The organism is Helcococcus ovis (assembly GCF_004524775.2).
GTDB classification, from domain to species: Bacteria; Bacillota; Clostridia; order Tissierellales; family Peptoniphilaceae; genus Helcococcus; species Helcococcus ovis.
Genome location: NZ_CP119081.1, coordinates 987794 through 1006586, shown reverse-complemented (window position 1 = coordinate 1006586; position 18793 = coordinate 987794). Strand labels below are relative to the sequence as shown.

Below are 18793 nucleotides of genomic sequence, written 5' to 3'. Positions count from 1 at the left end.
CATGGATTACAAAACAATGAGAAATCAGATAGAAGATATGGTAAGTGATAATCACAAGGACTTTGTTAAGGCGGTTATCAGTATGGAAAAAGGCATTAACGATGAAAGTGCATTAGACAAACTATATGATGCATATATGGACAATGACACCGTTAATTTACTGCATGAGGAATTTGATTATATGATTGAAGATTTAAGGGAACAGGGGCAGATTAAAGACCTGCCTTATGTTCGAGAAGAGAAAGATAACCTTGTCAATATCGTTGGAAATATTGTCGGAAAAGTTGATGTAGTTGAAAGGGAAAATAAGAACGGAGAAGCCTTCAAGGTAGCGAATTTTTCCGTAGTATCCAAAGATGATGAAGGTAACAAGATATATCATAATTGTTCCGCTTATGGAGAAAAGGGTGATATTCCAAAATACTTTAAGCAGGGAGATTTTGTGAAGCTCTTTGGACAAATCAGAACTTCCATTGATGATAATGGCAAGGAGCATAGTAATGTAAGGATACTTTCTTCAAAGCTCTTAAAGGCAAAAGAACAGATGAAAGGACAAGAAGAAAAGAAAGAATCTGTACTTGGAGCTATCAAAAAATATCAGGCTGAAGATAAGGAAAAGCCTAAAGAAAAGAAAGAAGCAAGCAAAGAAGCTGAGAGATAAACTTATGGTCGGTGTAGTCTTAGGACTGCACCGGCTTTTTTTATTTGGAGGTATATGATTAAGAGTTTTTTAATGAGTCTTTGATAGATAAAATTCAAAACACAAGAGTAAGATTATATAAAAATAAGATAGTTGGAAAATCAATGAGAAAAATCAGATTGTTTTGTAGTTGTCTAAAAAATTGACTACTGTAAAATACAGTGATATAATTTATAGTAGTTTTTTATTTGGAGGGATAATATGTCAACAATTGATCTGATAGTTTTGGGAATGATTAAAGAGAAAGAACAAAGTGCTTATGAGTTGCAAAAGAATGTTGAGTACAGAAATATTTCTAAATGGGTAAAGGTCAGCACTCCATCAATTTATAAAAAGGTAATTCAGTTAGAAGAAAAAGGCTATATAAAAGGCAATTTATCAAGAGATGGGAATATGCCTGAAAAGTCAATTTATCACATTACAGAAAAAGGAGATAAGTATTTTTTAGAATTGATGAAGAAAATATCTGCTCAAATGGTCAATGTTTTTTTAGATTTTAATGCAGTTATTATCAATATGGCAATGCTGTCAAAAAATGAAAGCAAAGAGGTTATAGACAATATTGAAACAGAGATTGAGAAGTACAAAAATGCAGTTAGCAAGTTAGAGATGGAAAGAGAAAATATTCCTGTTTGTGCCAAATCTATTATAAATCAACAAGTCTTGCTATCAGAAGCATTAAACGATTGGATAAATGATTTTAGAAAGCTATATTTAGAGGAGTGATTTTTGAATTGGTAAATATATGTGAAGATAGAGAGCTATTAAAGGAATTAAGAGAGATAACGAAAAATAAGGAGAATTGGAAAACAGCTATTGATGAAGTTTCTATTTACTTGAACGAAAATCATTCTGACGATGTAAAAGCAAAGGTCTTATGGCTTCTTGGAGAAATGGGATTAAATTATCCATTAGAAGTAAAAAAGTATGTTGCAGATATTGCAAGTTACTTACATGATGATCGCTCTAAATTAAGAGAGCGTTCAGTAAATGCACTTGGAAGAATAGGCAGAGCTGATAAGCAGTTGATTGTTCCATATTTAGATAAAATAATGGAAATGAGAAAAGATAATGTAGATGAAGTAAGACTTGCATTCGTTTGGGCTTGTGAAAATATTGCAACAAATGCTCCGGAACTGTTCTGTGAAAAACTTGATATGTTTTATGAAATGATACAAGACAAAGGGGAGAGAATACGGATAGAAGCACCTGAAATGTTCAGAGTAATAGGAAAAAGTAAACCGTACTATGTCAAACCATACTTAGAAAAATTACAGTGGCTTGCAGATAATGATGCACATCCTGTTGTTCGTATCCATAGTGCCGGTGCAATTCGAATTACCAAAAGAGCATTAAAGGAGAGTGAAGACAATGCCACAGATGACTAAAGGCGGAAAATATATTTTTGGTTGGTCGAAGATAAAAGAAGATGGAGAGTTAAGTTTTCCGACTATGGCAATAAAGGAGTACAAATTAGAAAAAGAAAAGTATGTCTATATTGTTTCAGGAAGTAAGCAGACAGGTGGCTTCTGTGTTATGCCGGAAAAATTACTTTCCGATTCAAAATTAAATAGCATATTAGTTAGAAATAAATGTTTGGCAGAGAGAAGTTTACAAGAGGGAGAACTTATTTCGTATAAGGGAAGAATGTATGGATGGCTATCTTTGAATGGAACAAATGTAAATCTTCCTCAGTCTTTAATGGATTCTTTGGGTGTTAACATAGGAGATAAACTTTTGGCAATTAGAAGTAGTAACATTGCTTTTACAATGGGATTCAGAGGTTCGTTGATAGATAAAGCGAATAATTTTAAGGGGAAAATCGAAACTTTCTGATGTGAGTATGTTGTTTTGACGATTTTTGAAAAAGATGATAAAATATTACTATATAGCTGAAAGGGGATTGTTATGAGAATTCACTTAAGAAATCATCCTAAGAACAAACTTAACTCTGTACAAATGAAACCGATGAAACATTGTACAGAGTATAGCAAATAGATTGCATTTAATATTTCATCGGGAAATACAAAAAAATTAGGCCATTTATTGGCTTTGTTTTTGTGTACATTTCTCGATATATAATTAAAATGTAAAGGGCTATAGGCAATGTTTTGTCTGTAGCCTTTTGTTTTATAAATTATTAAGCAAAAGGCAGATACTATTTTGTATTTATGCCTTTTTTTGTTGCATAAATACAGAAAACAAAATATTGAGAAGTGGAGAAAGTTTAAATGAACGAAAACAGAATAAAAATTTTGAAAGAAGAAAATATTGATAAAGCACTTTTTAAGTTAGGTATGCCTATGGTTATCAGTTTATTGGTAGCCGCTTTATACAATGTCGTTGATACTTATTTTGTGTCCGGACTTGGGAAAGAGGCAGTAGCTGCTGTTTCAGTTGCATTCCCGATTCAACTCATCTTTTTAGGGATAGGATTAACATTTGGTGCAGGAGCAGGTTCTTATATATCAAGGCTACTTGGAGGAAATAATAAAAAAGAAGCAAGTATTGTAGCAACAGTTGCTCTTATATCAAGTGCAATTTTAGGGATAATTACAGCTATTGTATTGTTTTGCTATTTAGAGGGCGTTTTGAAATTTATGGGAGCCATTCCATCTATTATGGAAATTTCTAAGTCTTATACAGGAATATTCATAGTAGGCGGTATTTTGGGATCAATCAATGTAACACTTGGTAACTTAGTCGTTGCACAAGGAGCTGCCAAAATTTCATTAAAAGCTATGCTTTTAGGTTCTATATCAAATATGGTTTTGGATCCGATATTCATATTTGGACTTAATTTAGGAGTGAGAGGTGCAGCTATTGCGACACTTATAGCCAGAGTGATAACGAGTCTAATGTATCTCATTTACTTTATAGGAGATAAAAATTTAATTGAGATGAAATTATCTAACTTCAAGCCTACATTTGCAATTTATAAAGAGATATTGAAGATAGGAATTTCCATGTTGATACTTCAGATTTTACAAACTATATCTATAAGCAAAATATCTTATGCAGCGTCCTTTTATGGAGAAGAAGCAATAGCTGCAATGGGTATTGCTCTTAGGATTGTAACACTTGGAACAAATGTTGTATTGGGATATATGAAGGGACTTCAACCGTTAGCCGGATTTAATTACGGAGCTAAGAATTATGAAAGAGTGAGAGGTGCTATCAAGGCAAGTATTAAATGGACAAATGTATTTTGCATAGTGTGGACTTTGATAATTTATATTTTTTCACCAAGTATATTATCTATATTTGGGACTGATGAAAATGTATTAAATATAGCAGTGCAGGCATTACGAGCAGGTGTCATTATGTTTATAACATTTGGATTTCAGTTTGCCTACTCTACCTTATATTTGTCTATGGGAAAGGCATTAGGGGGAATATTTCTAAACTCATTGCGACAAGGAATTGTATTTATCCCTATCATTTTATTGTTGCCTAAATTTATGGGACTAAATGGTGTTATATATGCACAAGCAATTTCAGATTTGATAACAACAATCATCACAATTCCTTTTGCTATTAGCATTCATAAAAAATTGAGATTGGTAATAAAGAACAATTTATAATTACGAATTGCATCTGCTGATTCAAAAATAAGGAGGCATCTAAGTGTAGAAATAGTTATGGAGGTAATGTGAATGAGTGCGTATTCATGTTTTGTAAATAGGCTGTTGATTATGCCTTTTTGGTTCGCTTTTATATAGATATTTTCTTGAACAATTAAATAGTGTAATAACAATAAGAGTTAATTTGATTGTTATTTTCGGAGGACTTTTTACGCCAAAGTGTAGAAGCCCTCCTTTTTTATTCTCAGAAAACCCAAAAAGAGAACTTAAAAAAGGAGGAACACACAATGGAGAAGAAAGAATATTACCTTTATGTCAAAGGAAAAGCCGTACCAGTAAATGAAGAAGTTTACAAAGCCTATTGGAAGATAACAGAGCATGAAAAATATCTTCAGAAAAAGGATTGGAAGAATAATGTAATTCCATTTTCAGCATTAGATCATGATGGACATTTTGTAGATAACATCATAGATGAAAAAATAGACTTGGGAAAAATCGTAGAAGTAAAAATGCAAATCGAAGAACTGCATAAGGCATTAGCTACACTGACAAAAGAAGAAAGAGAGTTAATGGAAGCCATCTTTTACAGAGAAGAAAGTCTAAGGTCAATCAGCAGAAAAGAGAAAGTTACACATCAGGCAATCGGACAAAGGAGGGATAGAATTTTAGAAAAACTGAGAAAGATTTTAGAAGATAAAATCTAAAAATAAGATGAAAGGCTATATAAAAAGTATTTAGCCTTTCATCTCTCCATTTCATTGCCCATATAAATCCCATAATTTTTTCGTATCTTGTAAAGCTCGTCCATAGTAGATTTTGAGGAAGAATACTCTTGCATAAGGGTATTCTTTTTTTCTTGCAATTTATCAAGCTCAGCTAAAATATCTTTTGAATTTGGGAGCTTGGAATAGGATTTTTTAAGCTCTGAAAGAGCATTTTCATATAGGGTAATCTGAGCTTTGTACTCTTCAAAAAATGCCTTGTCAGAAGGATTAGCCTTATATTCCTTATAGCACGCCCTGTATTTTTTAACGGTATGAACTTGCTCCATAGTGGTAGAAAGCTCCTGCATTTCCTTATCAATAGCCTTGATTTTATCCTGTAAATTTTGCCTTTCATCGGCTGTTTGTTGGATGTACTCGTCAAGCTGTTTAACGGATTTAATGCCATGTTCTCTGATATATATAACAGACTCAGCCATTGTATTAAGGTTATGTTTGGTTGCCCAATATTCATAGCCTTTGCTTTCCTTTACCTTTATATTAGTGTTCATGTCAATAATATTGCCGATGCGTCTTTTGACGGCAGGAGTCTTGATAAACGCTCTTTCTGTAATGCGTTCTTTTAATCTTTCTTCGGTATAATCTTCTCCGATAGTTTTAGCCCTTGTAAATCTCGCCTTATCTTTTGGTTTAAAAGCAATGTGCTTACCGTATTTGATTTCATAGCCAAGATCAGCCATCTTTTTTAGAAATTCGTCCCAATCCTTAGACTGTTTTATCATTCTGTCAATGTCAAATTGAAGCCTGCTTTTCCAAGAAGTACCACGCTTTACCTGTTCGTTTTCATACCAAGACTTACCGTTAGTCTTATATTTTTTCTTATAGCTTTCGTAAAACTCATCAATGACGGATAGGTTATTTTCTTTGCACAATTTATCATTGTGATACCTGATTTTATGATAGCTTTTTTTATTAGACTGGTAGCATTTACCCGTTACCATATTTACATTATTAAAGATAATGTGATTGTGAATATGCCCCTTATCTATGTGAGTAGATAAGACAAATTCGTACTCGTCTTTGAGTATCTTTTTACATAGCTCCATACCGATTTGGTGTGCCATTTCAGGCGTAGTTTCTCCCGGTAAAAAGGATTGAATGAGATGTCTTGCAAGAACAGTTCCCTTTGTTCCTGCATCATTTCGTGTCCTTAAAAATTGAGTATGAGCAGTTGACTCATGGCATTTATGCGTGCTGACTAAAATCTGCTCGTCTGTTTTATCTCCATTTACAATGTATTCGATAGCAAGATTAAGAGTCGATTTGATAGGGTGTATTTTTGTAATAGCCATAAAAACTAATCACCTCCGGAAGTCCTGTTAAGCAGTAGTGAATGAATTTGCCATAACTCTTTTGAGAAATGTTCAATCTCTTTTTTTATATCACTGATGTCTTCTTTATAGATTACACCTGTCGAATTTACTCGCTTTGCAATCTGATTGATGTTGTTTGTTGCATTTGAAAGCAAGCCTTGTAAAGCTCGGAAAGGCTCTAAATCTACTTGATAAATTTCCTTTTCTAAAACGCATTTGCGGATAAAATGGCTCATGTTTCTACACTTTGCAAGTTTTCTTTTCTCCTCAAAAAGAGCCTTTTCTTCTTCTGTTAGTTTAATTTCAAGTCTTTCATTTCGTATTCTATTTGCCATAGGTAGTTCCTCCTTTGAATGTATTTCGGGGTCTTAGGGTTCTCCCTAACAAGCTAAAAATTGATAAAAAAAGAAGCAGTTCCCAGAGGGCTGCTTCATCAATTTTTTCGTAAGTGTCCGTACACTTACTGTGCTTGCTACATAAGAATGAATTAGATAGCAAGCATTAAGCAAGTTTTGAATTTGTTATTAGATTATACCATAAGAACGCCATAATTTCCACATGTAACTTGACAAATATTGAATTTTAATTTATTATTAAATATAAATTCAGTATTGGAATAGAAAGAGGTGTGCTATGGCACAAGTATTAAAAGAAGAAGTTAGAAATAGAATACTCGAAGCAGCAGAAAAAGTATTTTATAAAAAGGATTATAGAGGTGCCAAATTAACAGAAATTGCAAAAGAAGCAGATATTCCTGTGGCACTCATTTATACCTATTTCAAAAATAAGGAAGTTTTGTTTGATGCAGTAGTAAGTTCTGTTTATATAAACTTCGAGTCAGCTTTTAATGAGGAAGAATCTTTGGAAAAAGGTTCTGCTTCTGAAAGGTTTGATGAAGTTGGAGAAAAATATATTCATGAACTTTTAAAAGAGCGTAAGAAGTTAATTATTTTAATGGATAAAAGCTCAGGTACTAAGCATACAGAAGCAAAACAAAAACTCATATCGCAAATGCAGGTTCATATTGAAGTAAGTTTAAAAAGACAATCGAAACAGGAATATGATCCAATGCTTGCCCATATTTTAGCAAGTAACTTTACAGAGGGACTTCTTGAAATAGCAAGGCATTATCAAAGTGAAAAGTGGGCAAAAGATATGCTAAAACTTATTGCAAGGTGTTATTACAAGGGAGTGGAATCCCTATAATCAGCACTAAAAAATAGACTTTGCGTAATCAGCAAAGTCTTACTTTAAACCTTAATACTGAATTAAAATTCAATATTATTCAATTTTGAAAGGAGAGTTGTTCATGCCGGAAAAAGAATTAAGAAAAAAAGTGATTGGGAAAAACGGCTTATCCAATTCACTTCTTGCTTTAAAAATAGTATTTGATTTGATACCACAAATCTTACTCGTCCATTTGATTAGTTCTTTAATCACACACAATATTAACGAAGGTAATTTAAAGTATATATTCTTGGGAATCTTTATATCGTTTGTATTAAAAGGAGTGTTTTATTATTTTGCAACAAAGGTTGCCCATGAGAAAGCATACGAAAAATTAACAGAACTTAGGTTAGATATTATCGGTCATCTGAAAAAACTAAGTTTGGGATTCTTTAAAGAACATAATACAGGAGAGCTTACCAACATTGTTCAACATGATGTAGAACAAGTGGAAGTATATCTTGCTCATGGTCTTCCTGAAATAATGTCAGTTACACTTCTGCCTACCATTATTTTTGTAGCTATGATTTTTGTGGATTGGCGTCTTGCTCTTGGAATGATTGCCGGAGTTCCACTCATGTATTTGGTAAAAGTTCTTTCACAGAAAACAATGGATAAAAACTTTGCTATTTACTTTAACCATGAAAACAAGATGAGAGAAGAGCTAATGGAATATGTAAAAAATATCTCTGTGATTAAGGCTTTTGCTAAAGAAGAGGAGATTAGTGAAAGAACATTAAAAACCGCAAGAGAATATATTTACTGGGTTAAAAAGAGCATGGGAGCAATTACAATTCCAATGGGACTCATTGACATATTTATGGAAATTGGAGTAGTTATTGTCATGATTTTGGGAAGTATATTTCTTTACTGTGGAAATATTACAACACCTAATTTTATACTTGCCATTATTTTATCGTCTGCTTTTACTGCATCTATAAGTAAGACTGCTACATTGCAACATTTTTCCATAGTATTTAAGGAAGCCCTAAAGGCAATTGGAAAAGTTTTAACTGTTCCGTTGCCGAATAAAAAGACAAAACAAGGTTTAGAATTTGGAAACATAGAATTTAAAGATGTGAATTTTGCATACGGAAAAGATAGCTTTGAGCTAAAAAATATCAATTTAACTTTTAAGAAAAATAGCTTGAATGCCTTTGTAGGAGCAAGCGGTTGTGGAAAGAGTACGGTATCTAATTTGCTTATGGGATTTTGGGATGCAGATGAAGGACAAATACTGATAAATGGAAAAGATATAAAAGAATATAGTCAAGAAAATATCTCAATGCTGATTGGTAGTGTGCAACAAGAAGTTATCCTTTTTGATTTAAGTATTTTTGAAAATATAGCAATCGGAAAACTAAATGCAACAAAAGAAGAAGTCATAGAAGCTGCTAAAAAAGCAAGATGCCATGATTTTATTTCAGCATTACCAAATGGATATGAAACACGAGTAGGTGAAATGGGAGTTAAGTTATCCGGTGGAGAAAAACAAAGAATCTCCATAGCAAGAATGATACTGAAAAATGCACCGATTTTAATATTAGATGAAGCAATGGCAGCTGTTGATAGTGAAAATGAAAGACTAATCGGTGAAGCAATTGACGATTTAAGCAAGGATAAAACCATCATTACAATTGCTCACCATCTAAATACGATTAGAGATTCAGATCAAATTATCGTAATGGATAAGGGTGTTGTTCTTGATGCAGGAAGCCATGAAGAGTTGATGAAAAGATGTGAGTTCTATAAGGATATGGTTGAATCACAGAACAAGGTAGATAGATGGAATTTGAAAGAGGTGGTAACAGAAAATGTTTAGAGAAATGTTAAAACTACTTACAAAAACCGGCAAGAGAGATTTGATTATATCAAGTGTATTCTTTGCCCTTTATGGACTAAGCTCCATAGCCATGATTGTTATCGTATTTTCTATACTTTTCCAAATCTTTGATGGAACGAGCTTAGCAAGCCTATATAAATATTTTATTGCGATTGGATTACTTGTAGTGTTTAAAGGCATTTGTAATATGGTCGCAGATATGAAAAAGCATAGTGCGGGTTTTGATATTGTTCAGCAAATAAGAGAACGTATGATTATCAAACTGAAAAAATTTAGTTTGGGATTTTATACTAATGAAAGATTGGGTGAAATAAATACAATTTTACACAAGGATGTTGATAATATGTCCCTTGTTGTAGGACACATGTGGTCAAGAATGTTTGGCGATTTTTTGATAGGTGCAGTCGTATTTGTTGGTCTTGCAAGTATTGATTTCAAACTTGCCATTATGATGGCTGTATCTGTTCCGATTGCACTTATCTTTCTATATCTGACAATTAAGCAATCTGAAAAAATAGAAAATCAGAACAACTTAGCACTTCTTGATATGGTTAGCTTATTTGTTGAATATGTTAGAGGAATACCTGTACTAAAGAGTTTTTCAAACAATAAGAGCTTGGACAATGAGCTTATGAATAAGACAAAAAAATTTGGAGAAACAAGCAAAGCAGCTTCAAGATTCAAGGCAAAACAGCTATCTATATTTGGTTTTTTACTGGATATTGGATATTTAGTTCTTTTAATTGCAGGAGCAATACTTGTTATAAAGGGAAGTCTTGATGTACTTAATTTTATTATCTTTGCAGTAATTTCAAAAGAGTTTTATAAGCCATTCGCTTCTATGGAACAACACTATATGTACTATGTTTCGGCGGTAGATAGTTATGAAAGACTTTCAAGGATTTTATATGCAGATGTAATCCCGGATAAAGTGAATGGAATTGTTTCGAAAGATAATGATATAGCTTTTGAAAACATAGATTTTTCCTATGAAAAAGATGAATTTAAAATGGAAAAATTGAGCTTTTCTATTGCTGAAAAAACAATGACAGCCTTAGTTGGAGAGTCAGGTAGTGGAAAGACTACGATAACCAACTTGCTTTTAAGATTTTATGATGTGCATAAAGGAAAAATTACACTCGGAGGAATTGATATAAGGGATATTCCTTATGATGAGCTTTTAGATCGTATCAGCATTGTCATGCAGAATGTTCAACTGTTTGATAACACGATTGAAGAAAATATCAGAGTAGGTAAAAAAGGAGCTACAAAAGAGGAAATCATTAAAGCTGCAAAGAAGGCAAGGATACATGATTTCATTATGAGTTTACCAAAGGGTTATGAAACTGATATTGGAGAAAATGGTGGGCTTCTTTCAGGTGGACAAAGACAAAGAATATCTATTGCAAGAGCTTTTCTAAAAGATGCACCGATTTTAATTCTTGATGAAATGACAAGTAATGTTGATCCTGTAAATGAATCTTTGATACAAGATGCCATTACAGAACTTGCAAAGAATAGAACTGTACTTGTAGTGGCTCACCATTTAAAAACAATTCAAAAAGCTGACCAAATTCTCGTATTTCAAAAAGGAAATTTACTTGAAAAAGGAAAGCATGGGGAACTTCTTGAGAAAGGTGGTTACTACACAAAATTATGGAAAGCTCAGTATGAGGTGTAACCATGATTTTGTTAAAAGATGTTTCTTATGAATGGGAAGATGGGGAAGTTGCTTTAAAAAATATCAATCTTGAAATTAAAAAAGGTGAATTTGTTTTAATTTCAGGAAAAAGTGGAAGTGGTAAAAGCACTCTTGGAAGTGTAATGAATGGTCTTATTCCGTATTATTACAGGGGCAAAATGCAAGGGGAGGCCTTTGTGTCCGGAAAAGATATAAGCAAATTATCGCTTCATGAAATAGGGCATATTGTAGGGACTGTATTTCAAGATCCAAGAAGTCAGTTTTTTACGACAACGACAGATGAAGAAATAGCTTTTGGGCTTCAAACCATCTGCAAATCAAGAGATGAGATCAAACAGAGAGTAGAAGCAGTATATGTGGAGTTGGATATTGAGGAACTGAAAGGAAAATCTGTTTTTGAATTATCAAGCGGGCAGAAACAAAAGATAGCTATTGCAAGCATCTATGCAATGAATCCGAAAGTTTTAATTTTAGATGAGCCTTCAGCAAATTTGGATATGAAAGCAACATTTGACCTATTTTTAATTTTGGAAAAATTAAAGAAAAAAGGAACAACGGTTATTCTAATTGAACATCGTTTGTACTATGTAAAATCTTTATTTGACCGTTTTCTTTTGGTGAAAGATGGAGAAATTGCACAGGACTTGAGTCGGGAAGAAGTTATCCATCTTGAAGGGGAGTTTTGGGATGAGAATGGACTAAGAACTCTTGAATTAGAAGAATACAGGATAAGTGAGAAGAAAGATTCATATCAATTAAATGATGAAAGTATCAGTGGAAAAGGCTTGAAATTTTGTTACCCAAGTGCAACTAAGGTTGGAAATAAGCAAAACCAATACATCTTAAATCATCTTGATTTCAATATGGAGTGCGGAAAAGCCATTGGTCTTATTGGGTTAAATGGTACCGGAAAAACTACTTTTGCAAGGGTTATTTCAGGACTTGAGAAGATAAAAGAGGGGAAAATATGGGCGGAAAAAGATAAAGAGTTGAATCGCAAAGATTTAATGGATATGTCATATTTTGTATTTCAGGATTCAGACTATCAGTTATTTTCGGAAAGTGTACTTGATGAAATGCTGCTTGGTATTTCAAGTAAAGATAAAAAAGAAAATACTCAAAAGGCAAAGTCTATTTTGAATGTTCTTGGCTTAGATAAACATATAGATAAGCATCCGTTTGCTTTATCAAGAGGAGAAAAACAAAGACTGACAATAGCTTGTGGAATGATGAAACGGGCAAAAGTTTTTATCTATGATGAACCAACATCAGGTTGTGATAAAGACTCAATGCTTTCAGTGGCAAAATTGATTGAAGAACAATTAAAGAATGGGACAACAGTTTTGGTGATAAGTCATGATTTTGAATTTTTAGCGAACACAGTGAGCAAGCTCTGGGTAATGGGAGCCGGAAAAATAGAAAGTGTTTTGAATATGAGTGAAAGTAATAAATTTCTCATATTAGACAAAATGAGAGGAGGTAGAGAGCTTGGCAGATAAAAAAACAGTTGATCCGAGAATAAAAATTACTCTACTCCCAATTGTTGGGTTTACGAGCTTTTTTATAAGCGATACAATTCTACTTTTCGGACTGATTGTCTTTGCCTTTTTTTTGTATGTACACAGCGGAATGTGGGAAAGAGCTTTACGCTTTATTTTGTTTTTTGTGCTTCTATACTGCATAGAGTTAGGGCTTGGAAAGTTCCCAGAAGCAAGCATCTTATTTGCAATATATATGTTTATTTACTTTGCATCAAGAATGACCTTAATTGCTATGTTTGGTGGCTATATAACAAAGACTACAAGTGTAAGTGAAATGCTGGAAGTATTAAATAGAATGAAAGTACCAAGAAGTATTGGTATACCTTTTAGTGTTTTGCTTAGGTTTGTACCAACTATAAAAATAGAACTCAAGGCATTAAAAGAGAATATGAAGATTCGAGGAATCGTAACAAGCAGATTTTTCCCATTGCTACATCCAATTAAATATATTGAATATACGCTTGTTCCGCTTTTAATGAGAATGATTAAGATTTCAGATGAACTGTCAGCTTCAGCACTTATTAGAGGACTTGATAGTGATGAGAAGAGGGTAACATTAACAGAATTGCAGTTTAGAAAAACAGACTTAATGATTGGACTATTAGGAGCTTTGATGATTGCTCTTGTGATAGTAATACAGAAAATTTATTAGGAGGACTTTTATGAAAAACAAATTGAATGGTCGTGATTTTATTACAATCGGAATTTTTAATGCAATTGGAATTGTGATATACATGGCAGCCAGCTTTGCTATGGCAACAACAGTTATTGGAGGATTTATTGCTTCAGGAGTTAGCTTTATGGTAGCTGCTACCGTTTATATCCTTATGGCTTTGAAAGTTAAAAAGAAGGGCGTATTTACAATATCAGGAACGCTTCTTGGTTTAATTGCATTGTCAGGAGGACATTTGCCGCATGCAGTCTTTGCTGTAATCGGTGGAATTATATGTGATTTGATTATAGGAAATTATGAGAGCAAGGGACGAATGATTATTGGATATGGGATATTTGCATTAGCAGATTTTTTAGGAACAGTAATTCCTGTGATTTTATTCGGAACAGCTTCTTTTGTGGAAAGAGCATCAAAATGGAAAATGAGTGAAGCACAAATAAAAGAAGCATTATCTTATTTCAAAGTTTCGTGGGCAGTAGGATTTGGCTTGATAACTTTTGTTCTTGCTTGCATAGGAGCATTTGTTGCAATAAGGATACTTAAAAAACATTTTGAAAAAGCAGGAGTGATTTAATCAATCTTTATTTGTGAGGGAAAAAATGGATTAAATAATGGAGGTAATTGCTATGTATTATTTAGGGTCTGTTATTCATATAGAAAAAAACAATAGACCTTTTTGATACTGGTAATTATCATAAAAAATCAAATTTAAAATATAAGGAAAGAGCAAGTTTCTTTCATTTCAGAGGACTTATTATGCCTATGTGCAGAAGTCCTCCTTTTTTGTCTAAAAACGCAGACAAAAAAGAAATGGAGGGAATAAAATGCCAAAAGAATATTACCTTTATGTCAACGGACAAAGGGTTAAAGTCAGCGAGCAGATATATAAAGTCTACTGGCGAGAAAAAGAACACGAAAAGTATTTAGAGCAGGTGGACAAGAGAAACCACTTGCTCTTTTTTTCATCATTGGATCATGATGGACACTTTGTAGATAATATTGTTGATGAAAGCGTTGATGTAGAAAAGATTGTGGAAACACAGATGATGATTGAAGCAGTTAGAAATGCTATATCAAGACTTAATGCAGAAGAAAGAGATATTATTGAACGCTTGTATTTCAATGATGAAACTTTATCAAGTGTTGCAACTGAAAAGAAAGTGAGCTATCAAGCTATACAGTGGAGAAAAAACAATATCTTGAAGAAGTTAAAGAAACTTTTGGAAGAACTATTGGGTTAAATACCTTGTAGTATGGGGCAGATTTTCCTTTATAAAGTGAAGGGAGATCTGTCCTCTTTAATTTTTTAGAAGATAGGAAATAAATTTAAAGATATTTAAAAGGAATTCTCTCTTAGAGCCATTAGGCAATTGTTCTTTGATAACTGAATAGACCAAGACGGGACTTTTAATTACTTAGTGAGCGAAAGAAATTTACGCCACGACTTTTCTGCTGATTAAATTCGGTTTAAATGAATACTGCTATAAGCAAGGAGATAAGGAAACGAGCGATAGATAAATATTCTAAAGCAAAGAACAGGGATAACTTTGTGAGCCATGATCTAAGTAATGATAATGATACTTCTTTAGTGAAAGCCGGCTTATCTTAACAGAGGCGGTGGTGAGATTCCAATGTTGCTAATCCTAAGCACCCGCCAATGTCATAAAACTTAATTAGAGAAAACAACGAAGAGAGGAGTTTCCTAATGAATATAGAAGAATTAACAAGATATAAAAATATGTCAGTGGAAGATATAGAGAAAAAGATAGTCCCTGACATTAAAGATATAAGAGATAAAAGCAGCGTAGATCCGATTTCTATGTATTTTATGAAAGTCGGTAATGTGCTTGTAAAATGTAGTTACGCAAAAAATGGGCGAAGTTTAGAGGATTGTTTTCTATCATATTTGCAGAAGAAAGCAATGCTGATTGATTAAAAAATATGATAAATGGGAGCTGACTTTTTTGTTTAAATGTGCTATACTGTTAAACATATAGGGATACAATTTAATATGTGCTGAGAACTCCAAGTTATCATATTTTTCTTTGGAAAAATAATGAATGATTTGGAGGTTTTGTTATGTCTAAAAATACTTTGGATGCAAATGGTTTTAAGGTGGCGATGTACCTTAGATTATCTCAGGACGATGAAAAATATGACAAAAATTTCAAGGTGGAGAGCAATAGTATTTCTAATCAAAGGTTACAAATAAAGGATTATATTGCTAAGCAGCAAGATATGGAACTTGCAAAAGAATATGTAGATGATGGATATTCAGGAATAAACTTTGAAAGACCGGCTTTTAAGACAATGATGGAAGATGTCATTACTGGAAGTATTAACTGTATTATTGTAAAAGACTTATCGAGATTTGGAAGAGATTATATTGATAGCGGAAGATACTTACAAAGAGTATTTCCTTCTCTTGATGTAAGGTTTATCGCTTTAAATGATAATTATGACAGCTTTACAGCAAGTGAAACAGAAAAGAATTTAGTTATTCCATTTAAGAACTTTATTAATGATAACTATTGTAGAGATACATCTGCAAAGGTAAGAAGTGTTTGTAAAGTAAAGAGAAAGCAAGGACAGTTTATATCAAATTATGCTCCTTATGGTTACGAGAAGGACAAAGAAGATAAGCATAAATTAGTGATAGACAAAGAAGCTTATGATGTGGTGCAAAAAATATTTTCAATGAAACTTGAAGGATATAGCTCATATTCTATTGCAAAACATCTAAATGAAACAGGCATATTATCTCCGATGGAACATAAAAGAGCGAAGGGGATTAGATATAAAACAGGGTTTAGTACAAAGGCTGTTGCAAAGTGGGATACGCCTGCTATTAATCGCATTTTAACTAATGAAATCTATATCGGAACACTACAACAAGGAAAAAGAGAGAAGATAAATTATAAGCTCGATAAAGTTGTTTCTAAAGATAGAAGTGATTGGATTGAAATTGAAGATAATCATGAAGCTATCATTGATATAAATGACTTTGAGATTGTACAAAAACTTTTGAAATGTGATATAAAAGCAAAAAATTATGGAGAAAAAGCTGATTTGTTTTCGGGGCTATTATTTTGTAAGGACTGTAATCAACAAATGACCAAAAAGGTAGACAAAAGAGGGAAAACTCCAATCGTATATTATATTTGTTCTGCGTATAACAAAGGTCTTGGTTGTAGCAGGCATTCAATCAAGCAGAAAGAATTGGAAAATACTGTTCTCGCAATGATTAAGCATTATATTTCATCACTTGGTAAATATGAAGCTATTTCTGAAAAAGTAAGAGCAATGGAAATATCATATAACCTGTTTAAGAAGATAGATAAGAGGCAGGAACAAACTAAGAAAAGTAAGGCGAAGTTTGAAATTCTAAAATCATCTTTATATCAGGACTTAAAAGAAGGAATAATCTCTGAAGATGAGTTTTACGATATGAGAGAATTTTATACTAATCGTATTGTTGAGAGCGAACTAATATTAGAAAGACAGAATAAAGAAATCACAAAACTCTACAAAAAGAGCTTGGGAAATCAGAACTTCTTTTCAGACATTCAAAAATACAAAAATATAAGCACTTTGGAAAGAGGGCTTCTTGTAAGGCTGATAGATAAAATTTATGTTTTAGAAGATAAAAAGATAGAAATTCAATTTAATTATGATGAAACCTTAGATGTGTTTGATAAGATAAATAGTTATACCAACCAGTACCCAGAGAAAATCATGGAGGTGGTATAGATGGCAAGAACAGCAAATAGGAGAATTAAATCTGAAGAAATTCAACTAAATAAGGTAGTGGAAAGCAGTTTTCAAACCGCTATTTATACAAGAATTTCAAGAGATAAAAAAGAAAAACCGAGTGATTCTATCGAAAATCAGAGTGCTCTATGTGAAAGTTATATTAAGAAGAATGATGGACATAATTTAGTTGGAATATACAAAGATATTTCAAAGACCGGAACGGAATTTGATAGACCTGATTTTGAAAAACTTATGGAAGAAGTCAGAACAGGAAAAGTAAATTGTATTGTTGTAAAAGATTTATCCCGTTTTGGAAGAAATTATACAGAGCTTGGCAACTTTATAGAAAAGATATTTCCGTTTCTTGGTATAAGGTTTATTGCTGTTAATGATAATTTGGATACTTTTCACATGGAAGATTCTAATAAATCACTGGAGGTAATCTTAAAGAACATTGTTAATGAAACTTATGCTAAAGATATTTCAAAGAAAATATCCACATCACATCAAATTAGAATTAAACAGGGGAGCTTTATTTGTGGAGCAGCACCTTATGGATATACAGCAAGAAAAGATGAAGATGGGATAAGGAGATTATATATAGATGAAAATACAGCTCCTATTGTAAAAGAAATCTTTGAGTCTTATTTAAGAGGTTTCAGTACACTTGATATTTCAAAATTGCTCCATGAGAAAAGAGTATATGTAGCAACTGATTATAGAAAATATAAGACAGCAATATCTGAAAATGATAAGCCTATTAGAATATGGAAGCCAACGACAATACTACAGGTACTTAAAAATCGTGTCTATACAGGAACTTTAATTCAGGGTAGAAATCAAAAACACCTTTATGAAGGTAAAAAGAGAGAGGTTCTTGATAAGGAACATTGGACAGTAACAGAAAATGCTCATGAAGCTATTATTTCTATAGATATGTTCAATAAAGTGCAGGATAAAATAGGTTCAAAGGTGAATACAAATAGAAGTAACATAGATAAAAATGCATCGGATGATACAGTTTTTAGGGATAAAGTTTATTGTAATAACTGCAAAAGAAAAATGAGTACACACAGACAGTTAAGTGGTAAAAAGATAGTTTTTTACTTTAGTTGTAATCGCTTTAGAGAATATAGCACTGAAAAATGTGGAATATCTATAACAGAAGTTACTCTTAAAAAAACGGTTGAGGCAGCCTTCGATATGATTCTTTCCAATAAAGGTAATAGCTATAAAGAATACCTAAATGGTTATGACCTTATTAAAAAGAAACTTAATAAGCAAAAGGAAAAAGCCTTGACAAAAATAGAGAGAAAGATTTCAGGACTTAATAGGCTTCAAGGTGAGTATTATGAAAAATATGTTTTAGGGCAGTGGGATAAGGCAGATTTTGAAGGTGAAAAAGAAGGGCTTTATCAAAAGAAAAGTGAGCTTGAAGATATAAAAGAAAAAAAGATAGTATTTTTTGAGGAAGAAACTTCTAAACTTGAAGAAAAGCATAAATACCTGAAAGCACTGTTAAAGGGAAAAACTAAGAAATGGGATAAAGATTTTGTAGATAGCATTATAGATAAAATCTTTATAGGAAATGACAATACGGTAGAAATTAAATTTAATTTTGAAGAAACACCTATCTTTGCTGAAAAAATTGGCGGAAGGAAAAAGAGGTGTTGAT

The 18793-nt window shown here is 32.5% G+C and carries 18 protein-coding genes; 16 read left to right on the top strand and 2 right to left on the bottom strand.

Translation table 11 applies throughout. The annotated features are described in order from the left end of the window. Nucleotide 1: 1 nt before the first annotated feature. The 6 genes from EQF90_RS04720 to EQF90_RS04695 all read left to right on the top strand — a co-directional run bounded on the left by EQF90_RS04720 (nt 2) and on the right by EQF90_RS04695 (nt 4988). Entirely contained in the window at nt 2-661 is a 660-nt protein-coding gene (locus EQF90_RS04720) for a single-stranded DNA-binding protein (RefSeq protein ID WP_134711674.1), read from the top strand. Nucleotides 662-901: 240 nt separating this feature from the next. Continuing rightward, entirely contained in the window at nt 902-1426 is a 525-nt protein-coding gene (locus tag EQF90_RS04715) for a PadR family transcriptional regulator (RefSeq protein ID WP_024379012.1), read from the top strand. Further along, complete coding sequence (locus EQF90_RS04710) at nt 1423-2088, top strand: HEAT repeat domain-containing protein (RefSeq protein ID WP_211839749.1); 666 nt, start codon at nt 1423-1425, stop codon at nt 2086-2088. The genes EQF90_RS04715 and EQF90_RS04710 overlap by 4 nt, the downstream gene beginning before the upstream one ends. Next, entirely contained in the window at nt 2072-2536 is a 465-nt protein-coding gene (locus EQF90_RS04705) for a hypothetical protein (RefSeq protein WP_024379010.1), read from the top strand. Before EQF90_RS04710 ends, EQF90_RS04705 begins: the two co-directional genes overlap by 17 nt. A 395-nt stretch (nt 2537-2931) precedes the next feature. Further along, complete coding sequence (locus EQF90_RS04700; protein ID WP_134711675.1) at nt 2932-4284, top strand: MATE family efflux transporter; 1353 nt, start codon at nt 2932-2934, stop codon at nt 4282-4284. Nucleotides 4285-4571: 287 nt separating this feature from the next. Continuing rightward, nucleotides 4572-4988: a sigma factor-like helix-turn-helix DNA-binding protein gene (locus tag EQF90_RS04695; RefSeq protein ID WP_024379008.1), complete on the top strand. Its 417-nt coding sequence runs from the start codon at nt 4572-4574 to the stop codon at nt 4986-4988. Between the two features lie 38 nt (nt 4989-5026). On the opposite strand, the gene EQF90_RS04690 is transcribed toward EQF90_RS04695, so the two are convergent. Both EQF90_RS04690 and EQF90_RS04685 read right to left on the bottom strand, forming a co-directional pair. After that, nucleotides 5027-6358 carry a relaxase/mobilization nuclease domain-containing protein gene (locus EQF90_RS04690; protein ID WP_134711676.1) on the bottom strand — a complete coding sequence of 444 codons (1332 nt, stop codon included), beginning with the start codon at nt 6356-6358 and terminating at the stop codon, nt 5027-5029. Nucleotides 6359-6363: 5 nt separating this feature from the next. Beyond that, nucleotides 6364-6714, bottom strand: a complete 351-nt coding sequence (locus EQF90_RS04685) for a plasmid mobilization protein (protein WP_134711677.1) — start codon at nt 6712-6714, stop codon at nt 6364-6366. Between the two features lie 298 nt (nt 6715-7012). On the opposite strand from EQF90_RS04685, the gene EQF90_RS04680 reads away from it, so the two are divergent. From EQF90_RS04680 to EQF90_RS04635, 10 genes are all read left to right on the top strand, one after another. After that, nucleotides 7013-7585 (top strand): TetR/AcrR family transcriptional regulator, encoded by a 573-nt coding sequence (locus EQF90_RS04680; protein WP_134711678.1) that lies wholly within the window; start codon nt 7013-7015, stop codon nt 7583-7585. Between the two features lie 103 nt (nt 7586-7688). Further along, nucleotides 7689-9428, top strand: a complete 1740-nt coding sequence (locus EQF90_RS04675) for an ABC transporter ATP-binding protein (protein WP_134711679.1) — start codon at nt 7689-7691, stop codon at nt 9426-9428. Beyond that, a complete protein-coding gene (locus EQF90_RS04670; RefSeq protein WP_134711680.1) occupies nt 9421-11130 on the top strand; it encodes an ABC transporter ATP-binding protein in 1710 nt (569 codons plus the stop codon). Before EQF90_RS04675 ends, EQF90_RS04670 begins: the two co-directional genes overlap by 8 nt. Nucleotides 11131-11132: 2 nt before the next feature. Next, nucleotides 11133-12650, top strand: a complete 1518-nt coding sequence (locus EQF90_RS04665) for an ABC transporter ATP-binding protein (protein WP_134711681.1) — start codon at nt 11133-11135, stop codon at nt 12648-12650. Beyond that, on the top strand, nt 12640-13344 hold the full coding sequence (locus tag EQF90_RS04660) for an energy-coupling factor transporter transmembrane component T (RefSeq protein WP_330167150.1): 705 nt from the start codon (nt 12640-12642) through the stop codon (nt 13342-13344). Before EQF90_RS04665 ends, EQF90_RS04660 begins: the two co-directional genes overlap by 11 nt. 10 nt (nt 13345-13354) lie before the next feature. After that, the gene (locus EQF90_RS04655; protein WP_330167149.1) at nt 13355-13939 is read left to right on the top strand and encodes an MptD family putative ECF transporter S component; all 585 of its coding nucleotides are present in this window, start codon (nt 13355-13357) and stop codon (nt 13937-13939) included. Between the two features lie 250 nt (nt 13940-14189). Beyond that, the gene (locus EQF90_RS04650; protein ID WP_134710792.1) at nt 14190-14606 is read left to right on the top strand and encodes a sigma factor-like helix-turn-helix DNA-binding protein; all 417 of its coding nucleotides are present in this window, start codon (nt 14190-14192) and stop codon (nt 14604-14606) included. Nucleotides 14607-15070: 464 nt separating this feature from the next. After that, complete coding sequence (locus tag EQF90_RS04645) at nt 15071-15301, top strand: DUF6870 family protein (protein ID WP_134710790.1); 231 nt, start codon at nt 15071-15073, stop codon at nt 15299-15301. 143 nt (nt 15302-15444) lie between these two features. Then, complete coding sequence (locus EQF90_RS04640; protein ID WP_134710789.1) at nt 15445-17115, top strand: recombinase family protein; 1671 nt, start codon at nt 15445-15447, stop codon at nt 17113-17115. Next, the gene (locus EQF90_RS04635) at nt 17116-18792 is read left to right on the top strand and encodes a recombinase family protein (RefSeq protein ID WP_134710788.1); all 1677 of its coding nucleotides are present in this window, start codon (nt 17116-17118) and stop codon (nt 18790-18792) included. The last annotated feature ends 1 nt before the right edge of the window (nt 18793 follow it).